4 protein-coding genes, 2 rRNA genes and 1 pseudogene are annotated in these 8154 nt (G+C 40.3%); 3 read left to right on the forward strand and 4 right to left on the reverse strand.

The window, feature by feature from the left end; translation table 11 throughout:
- Window positions 1-130: 130 nt before the first annotated feature.
- The 3 genes from acs (at window position 131) to actP (ending at window position 4240) form a co-directional block, all read left to right on the forward strand.
- Window positions 131-2086: an acetate--CoA ligase gene (acs, locus tag ACIPUA_RS22160; RefSeq protein ID WP_042848644.1), complete on the forward strand. Its 1956-nt coding sequence runs from the start codon at window positions 131-133 to the stop codon at window positions 2084-2086.
- Window positions 2087-2282: 196 nt separating this feature from the next.
- Window positions 2283-2594, forward strand: coding sequence for a DUF485 domain-containing protein (locus ACIPUA_RS22165; protein WP_004906633.1), 312 nt, complete (start codon window positions 2283-2285; stop codon window positions 2592-2594).
- Window positions 2591-4240: a cation/acetate symporter ActP gene (actP, locus tag ACIPUA_RS22170; RefSeq protein WP_048605606.1), complete on the forward strand. Its 1650-nt coding sequence runs from the start codon at window positions 2591-2593 to the stop codon at window positions 4238-4240. Before ACIPUA_RS22165 ends, actP begins: the two co-directional genes overlap by 4 nt.
- A 169-nt stretch (window positions 4241-4409) precedes the next feature.
- Here the strand turns inward: actP and ACIPUA_RS22175 are convergent.
- The 4 genes and pseudogenes from ACIPUA_RS22175 to ACIPUA_RS22190 form a co-directional block, all read right to left on the reverse strand.
- Window positions 4410-4948: pseudogene (locus tag ACIPUA_RS22175) on the reverse strand (IS4 family transposase); the annotation flags it as partial.
- A gap of 215 nt (window positions 4949-5163) precedes the next feature.
- The gene (locus ACIPUA_RS22180) at window positions 5164-5592 is read right to left on the reverse strand and encodes a hypothetical protein (protein ID WP_042848646.1); all 429 of its coding nucleotides are present in this window, start codon (window positions 5590-5592) and stop codon (window positions 5164-5166) included.
- A gap of 2157 nt (window positions 5593-7749) precedes the next feature.
- Window positions 7750-7865, reverse strand: a 5S ribosomal RNA gene (gene rrf / locus ACIPUA_RS22185).
- Window positions 7866-8011: 146 nt separating this feature from the next.
- Window positions 8012-8154: ribosomal RNA gene (locus ACIPUA_RS22190) — 23S ribosomal RNA — on the reverse strand; the annotation flags it as partial.

Below are 8154 nucleotides of genomic sequence, written 5' to 3' on the forward strand. Positions count from 1 at the left end.
AAATGATAATTCTGCAAATCCCATTACAATTAATACGTGATCTTCCGCGCAAAAGAAAAACAAATTTATATTTCGTGCTTTAGTTAACCATTTTTTGACATAGTATTAACATCTGCAAGGAGATAATAATATGACTCAAATAACTAAACATCCCGTTCCTGCTGAAATTGCAAAAAATGCCCTGATAAACGAACAACAGTATAACGATGAGTACCAACGCTCGATTCAAGACCCTGAAGGATTTTGGGGCGAAAAAGGAAAAATCGTTGATTGGATTAAACCGTACACCCGTGTCAAGAACACGTCTTTTGACCCCGGACATATCGATATCCGTTGGTTTGAAGATGGCACTTTAAATTTAAGTGCAAACTGTTTGGATCGTCATCTGGCTGAAAAAGGCGACCAAGTAGCTATTATTTGGGAAGGCGATGACCCATCATCGTCAAAAAATGTCACTTACCGTGAATTGCATCAAGATGTTTGTCAGTTTGCAAATGTGTTAAAGCAACAAGGTATCCGCAAAGGCGATGTCGTTGCTATCTATATGCCAATGGTTGTAGAAGCCGCTGTAGCCATGCTAGCTTGTGCTCGTATTGGTGCCATCCATACAGTCATTTTTGCGGGTTTCTCTCCTGAGGCAGTCTCTGGTCGTGTCATTGACTGTAAAGCCAAGCTTATCATCACTGCTGATGAAGGCCTACGCGCAGGCCGTGCAATCCCCCTGAAAAAAAATGTGGATGATGCACTAGCCAACCCACATGTAACCACCGTATCCAATGTGATCGTCTATCAGCGTACCGGTAATCCACCGAGTTGGGTTGAAGGACGTGACTTATGGTGGCATGACGTGGTTAAAGGTGTCAGTACAGACTGTCCTCCTGAAGAAATCAGTGCTGAAGACCCCCTATTCATTCTGTATACCTCTGGTTCTACAGGTAAACCTAAAGGTGTCCTCCATACCACTGGGGGCTATTTAGTTTATGCAACGCTCACGTTTAAATACACTTTCGACTATCACCCAGGTGAAGTCTATTGGTGTACTGCTGATGTGGGTTGGGTTACCGGCCATAGTTACTTGTTATATGGGCCATTATCCAATGGGGCAAAAACCTTAATGTTTGAAGGTGTGCCTAACTATCCATCAGTAAACAGAATGAGTCAGGTTGTTGATAAACACCAAGTCAATATCCTCTACACTGCACCAACTGCAATCCGTGCGTTAATGGCTGAAGGTGATAAAGCCATTGAAGGCACTGATCGTAGTTCTCTGCGCATCTTAGGCTCTGTGGGGGAACCCATTAATCCTGAAGCATGGGAATGGTTCTACAAAAAAATTGGTAATAGCCGATGCCCTGTGGTTGATACATGGTGGCAGACAGAAACTGGTGGCTTCATGATCACACCACTTCCCGGTGCAACAACATTGAAACCCGGTTCCGCAACTTTACCTTTCTTTGGTGTTCGACCTGCATTAGTTGATAACCTTGGTGAGCCTATCGAAGGGGCTACAGAAGGTAATTTAGTGATTGTCGATTCATGGCCGGGGCAAGCCCGTACTTTATTTGGCGATCACGAGCGTTTCGAGCAAACTTATTTCTCAACCTTTAAAGGTATGTACTTTAGTGGAGATGGTGCTCGCCGTGATGAAGATGGCTATTATTGGATCACAGGTCGTGTTGACGATGTATTGAATATCTCAGGTCACCGTTTAGGTACCGCAGAGATAGAATCAGCCCTCGTTGCACATCCAAAAGTGGCTGAAGCCGCAGTAGTTGGTATTCCTCACAATATTAAAGGCCAAGCAATTTATGCTTATGTCACATTAATATCAGGGGTTGAGCCATCTCCAGAGCTATACACAGAAGTTCGCAATTGGGTTCGTAAAGAAATTGGTCCAATTGCAACACCGGATGTTCTTCACTGGACGGATTCATTACCAAAAACCCGTTCCGGTAAAATCATGCGTCGTATCCTACGAAAAATTGCATCAGGAGATACCAGTAACTTTGGAGATACCTCCACTCTGGCAGATCCAGGTGTTGTCGAAAAACTACTCGAAGAAAAACAGTCTATGAGTATGTCATAACGCCAAAAGGGCCGCCTTTACCGGGTGGCCTTACATACATCCCAATAAGACGATTTACTCTAAATAATTTGAGGTGCAACTAGAAGGCAAGTGAATGAGTCACTAAGAGCATATATAGATATGTGACTAGTACGAGTGAACACCGCCAACGACACTGCAACTTGAAGTATGACGAGTATAACAGAGGAGAACTCTGATGAATGCTACTGCTTACGAAAAGGTAGAGGATAACCCTCGCTTCAAGGAATTGGTCAGGAAACGTAGTCGCTTTTCATGGTTGTTATCGATAATAACGCTCGTGTTGTATGTAGGTTTTATTTTTCTTATCGCTTTTGATCCAAGCTGGTTAGGTACACCTATCTCTGAAGGCTCTTACATCACAAGGGGGATCCCTGTCGGTGTAGGGCTAATCGTCATTTCATTTGTATTAACTGGGCTATATGTTATTCGTGCCAACGGTGAATATGACCGTTTAACGGCAGAAATCTTAAAAGAGGTAGAAAAATGAAAATATTGCTCTCACTCATTCTCTTTTTTACCTCATCAATCGTGTTTGCAGACGCATTGACAGGGGATGTGGAACGTCAGCCTATCAATATTCAAGCAATTATCATGTTCTTACTTTTTGTTGGCTTCACGTTATATATCACCTACTGGGCATCAAAAAGAACACGTTCTCGCTCCGATTACTATACTGCCGGTGGGAAAATTACAGGGTTCCAAAATGGGATGGCAATTGCAGGGGACTTTATGTCTGCAGCTTCTTTCTTGGGGATCTCCGCTCTTGTTTATACTTCTGGCTATGATGGCTTAATTTACTCGATTGGCTTTTTAATTGGCTGGCCGATCATTCTATTCTTAATTGCCGAGCGCTTACGAAATTTAGGTCGCTACACTTTTGCTGACGTAGCATCTTACCGATTAAAACAAAGACCAATTCGTATTTTGTCTGCTGTTGGCTCACTTGTCGTTGTAGCACTCTATCTCATTGCCCAGATGGTTGGGGCAGGTAAACTGATCGAATTATTATTTGGCTTAAATTATCATGTAGCCGTGGTTATCGTTGGTATTCTCATGGTGTTGTACGTATTATTTGGTGGGATGCTAGCAACTACATGGGTACAAATCATCAAAGCCATTCTCTTACTTGCTGGTGCAACATTCATGGCGGTTATGGTCATGAAACATGTAGGCTTTAATTTCAATACATTATTTAAAGAGGCTGTAGAAATCCATAAGAATGGCATTTCTATTATGAGCCCTGGAGGCCTAGTATCTGACCCGATATCCGCCTTATCGCTTGGCTTGGCATTAATGTTTGGTACCGCCGGTCTTCCTCATATTATTATGCGTTTCTTTACCGTAAGTGATGCCAAAGAAGCGCGTAAGAGTGTGTTCTATGCAACAGGATTTATCGGTTATTTCTATATACTGACTTTCATTATTGGTTTCGGCGCTATTGTGCTTGTCAGTTCAAATCCTGCATTTAAAGATGCTGCTGGGGCGCTCATTGGCGGAACTAATATGGCTGCAGTTCACCTTGCTGATGCTGTTGGGGGCAATTTCTTCCTTGGCTTTATTTCTGCGGTTGCCTTCGCCACCATCCTTGCGGTTGTTGCTGGATTGACACTCGCAGGCGCTTCTGCGGTATCTCATGACCTTTATGCGATGGCAATGAAAAATGGTAAGGCTGACGAAAAAGATGAATTACGCGTTTCAAAAATTACGGTTGTCATCTTAGGTTTTGTTGCAATTGGCCTTGGTATTTTGTTTGAAAAACAAAATATTGCTTTCATGGTCGGCTTAGCATTCTCCATCGCTGCAAGCTGTAACTTCCCTATTATTTTACTATCAATGTACTGGCGCAAACTCACGACTCGCGGTGCATTAGCAGGAGGCTGGTTAGGGCTGATTACCGCCGTTGTCTTAATGATCCTAGGTCCAACTATATGGGTCAGCATTCTTCATCATGAAAAACCAATCTATCCATATGAATACCCTGCTTTCTTCTCCATGATTGTTGCATTCGTTGCCTCATGGTTATTCTCTGTTACTGACAATTCAGAACAAGGGAAAATGGAAAGAGAACGCTTTAAAGAGCAATTTATTCGTTCACAAATTGGTTTGGGTATTGAACAAGGTAAGTCTCACTAAATCTGACTTTATTACCACAACAAACGGTTCAGTGTATCGAGCCGTTTGTTATTGTCAGACTAAAACCACGCAGTGATTGCTCCAATAAGGATGCAGGCTAATAGTGTAACCCTATCAGCAATCTTTCGAGTAAAACTTATCTACCTCTTTTTCTAGACGTCAGCTTCACGATAACATTAGCTACCGTGGTGCCTAGATAAACAGCGATATTACATAATGCTCTTTCCCATTTATCACCTTCTTTTTCTTTGTAAGGTCATTTTAAACCCTTACAACGGATATCTCAGGTCTTTCGACCATCTTTATTGTTCAATTAACCTGATAACATTAAGTGTTTTAGGAGCAAACAACAAAAGGCTATGAGTAAGCAAACCTCGATGATGATTACCTTGGTTCACATACCCTAAATCTGCTTGAGTAGGACGATGATTGTAGCTTGGTAGCATCTTCTATCGCGAGAAGAAAGGAATAGCAGTGACCAGTTTTACTGTCGCACTAAAAATGGCTTCACTAATATTCTCTGCGGGTATGTTAACGTTCCTATCTCCCTCCATACTGGCCAGTGAGCTAAACGATTTTACTACCGATTTACTTGGATACCGAGCCAAGTTTGAGGCCATTTATTACAAACCTGACCGGTCTTTTTGGTTCTCCAAGTTTAGTATGTGCACGTTGTTCTTTAGCCCGCTCATTATTACTTTCCATCATCTCAGGAGCCCCAATTAAATCCGTTGAAGAGTTGATCGTAAGCTAAGCATTTAGTTCAAAAAAGTTTCTCAGATAATGTGAAGGACTTATCTATAAAAGACAGCCTCATAAGGAGGTGGGTGGTTTAGGTCAGACAAAAAAAATCCTTCTTTCTGCGTAGAGAAAAGAAGGATATTAATAATATTTAAGAATATTTTTATTATCGTTATTCGGTTCTATCTTGCATAGTATTGTTTTTCTACATTAACCCAATCTTCTACAAGAGAATAAAAATCGGCAGATTTTGTTTTTCTTTCCTCTTGTAATTGTTGGAATTCTTGTTTATTTTTCGGTGTGTAACGAGAAAGCAATCGGTCTAAAACAATATGTTTATCTGCAAATTGAGAGCTAATTTTTAATGTCTTAAACAGTGCGATAGTAATAATCCCACTAATTGCCAGCATCCCAATAACAGAAGCAAAACTATAATCAATCCCAATAGCATTTCTTACGACATTTAGCAGTAAAAATGGAACAAAGAACATCACAAGTAAGGAAAGGATCGTGGCGCCATCTTGGCCATTGTTAAATTCATTCTCTTTCTGCTTATTCACAGAAAGGATCTGATCAAAAATTTTTTGATTCGCACTTTTTGTTTTATTCATCTGATCCACCTTTGGTACACAGACATTGTTAACCAGAAATACAGCACGCTTAGTCGATTATCTTTCGTATCCGAACGCTAACTATTTCCTTTGATAATTTCATTTATAAGCAAACTTCATCTATAACGTGATAACTTGAAATGATATTAACTGCTTTAAAATAGTATAAATGTAAGTAAATGAAACATCAATTTAACAATTTTTATATAAAAAAATAAACAATTGAGTTTTTTTTCATCATAAACTGGCTAAAGAAATATTAATTTTCTATATGAGTAAAATTGATTAGTTTATTTTTATCTATTGATATTTATGAGTTTATTGATGAAAAAACAGACGTTATTAATGAACTAATTAACACCATAAAAACCATTAAACCGATAGATATTTTATGGCAAAAGAAGGAAAAACAAGTAAAGTAGTTTCATTTAGTCATTATTATTTTTAATCAATTATAAATAATCTATCTCTCAATAAAGCAAGCTAGCGGCATATCAGCAGTAAAGACAAATAATTTTCCTCATTCCTGTTACTACATTAGAAATGTGAATTGTTACTCACTACTTTAGATCCGACACACCTATTCACCACACCAATATCATTATACTTTCCGCATAAACTAGTACCAAACTTCTCTACCCCAGCCTAGACCTACGCTAACTAATTGATTTAATTTTGTTTTTCAACATATTAAACTAACCCCGACAAATGAGTTGTTACTCACTACTTTAAATACCACACACCTATTCACCATACCAATATCATTACACTTTCCGCATAAACTAGTACCAAACTTCTCTACTCCCAGCTTAGCTCCTCCCGTAGGTAATTGATTTAATTTTATTTTTCAGCATATTAAACTCACCCCGATAAGTGAGTTGTTACTTACTACTTTAAATCCGACATGCCCATTCAACACATCCATATCACTGTGCATTCAGAGTGAACAGATGCCCAACTTCCTCATGCCTTGCTCAGTCCTTACTCTACAGCCAAACTCACGCTAGCTTCACACTACATTTGATCCCCCCCAACTCAGTGAGTTGTTACTCACTACTTTAAATACGACGCACCTATTCACCACACCAATATCATTAAACTTTCCGCATGAACTAGTGCCAAACATCTCTACTCCCAGCTTAGCCTCTACCTTAGGCAATTGATTTAATTTGTTTTTTAACATATTAAACTCCCCCCAATAAGTGAGTTGTTACTTACTACTTTAAATCCGACATGCCCATTCAACACATCAATATCACTGTGCATTCAGAGTGAACTGATGCCCAACTTCCTCATGCCTTGCTCAGTCCTTACTCTACAGCCAAACTCACGCTAGCTTCACACTGCATTTGATCCCCCCAACTCAGTGAGTTGTTACTCACTACTTTAGATCCGACACACCTATTCACCACACCAATATCATTACACTTTTCGGATGAGCTGATGCTAAACCTCTCTACTCCTAGCTTTAGTCTCTCCCCTAGCTGATTGATTTATTTTTATTTCTCAATGTATTAAACCAACCTCGATAGGTGAGCTGTTACTTACTACTTTAAATTCCACACACTTATTCAACATAACAATGTTATTGCACCGTTGAGGGAGGATTAACACCGCCTCAAATCACGGCCAGACGAAAACTTGAGGAATAAAAAATCAGGATGATGGGTTACAAAAACAGAGTCCGCTCAGTTCATAAGGAATAAAGGAATAAACAAGTTAAAACGAGATGGGCAGGAAAAAAATATCTCTGTACTAATGAGGAGTGAGCCTACTCCCCTGCTAATCAGACTGTTAATTTAGAAGCTAGACATTAGCAGTTAGCAGTTAGCAGTTAGCAGTTAGCAGTTAGCAGTTAGCAGTTAGCAGTTAGCAGTTAGCAGTTAGAAGTTAGAAGTTAGAAGTTAGAAGTTAGAAGTTAGAAGTTAGAAGTTAGAAGTTAGAAGTTAGAAGTTAGAAGTTAGAAGTTAGAAGTTAGCCTACAGGATAATAAAATATGCAGTGGTCTCAATGCCTCATTACCCTAGGCAGAGCCCTCACAATCAGAGTCGCCCTGAGACTGAACACCTCACTCTTTGCTCCACACTGCCACGCCTCATCACCTACCCCCCAAACGCAAAAAAGCCACCCAATGGGTGGCTTTCTCACTAATTTAATGTCTGGCAGTTCCCTACTCTCACATGGGGAGACCCCACACTACCATCGGCGCTACGGCGTTTCACTGCTGAGTTCGGCATGGGGTCAGGTGGGACCACCGCGCTATTGCCGCCAGACAAATTCGGTTTGTTCCCGTTTAGCACATTTCGTCACTAAACCAGAACTACAATCTTGAACAAGCTGCCATGTCCCTCGCCTCTCGGCTTCTCACGCTCATTGAATCTACGTCATCTCTCAATCTCTAAAACACCTTCGGTGTTGTCAGGTTAAGCCTCACGGTTCATTAGTATTGGTTAGCTCAACATATCGCTATGCTTACACACCCAACCTATCAACGTCTTAGTCTTAAACGTTCCTTTAGGACCCTTAAAGGGTCAGGGAAGACTCATCTCAAGGCAAGTTTCC

The sequence above is a fragment of the Providencia sp. AGC89 genome (genome assembly GCF_053543535.1).

What these genes read in the sequence shown, in the direction of transcription:
- acs (WP_042848644.1), top strand. Translation starts at nt 131, where the DNA reads ATGACTCAAATAACTAAACATCCCGTTCCTGCTGAAATTGCAAAAAAT.
- ACIPUA_RS22165 (WP_004906633.1), top strand. Translation starts at nt 2,283, where the DNA reads ATGAATGCTACTGCTTACGAAAAGGTAGAGGATAACCCTCGCTTCAAG.
- actP (WP_048605606.1), top strand. Translation starts at nt 2,591, where the DNA reads ATGAAAATATTGCTCTCACTCATTCTCTTTTTTACCTCATCAATCGTG.
- ACIPUA_RS22180 (WP_042848646.1), bottom strand. Translation starts at nt 5,592, where the DNA reads ATGAATAAAACAAAAAGTGCGAATCAAAAAATTTTTGATCAGATCCTT.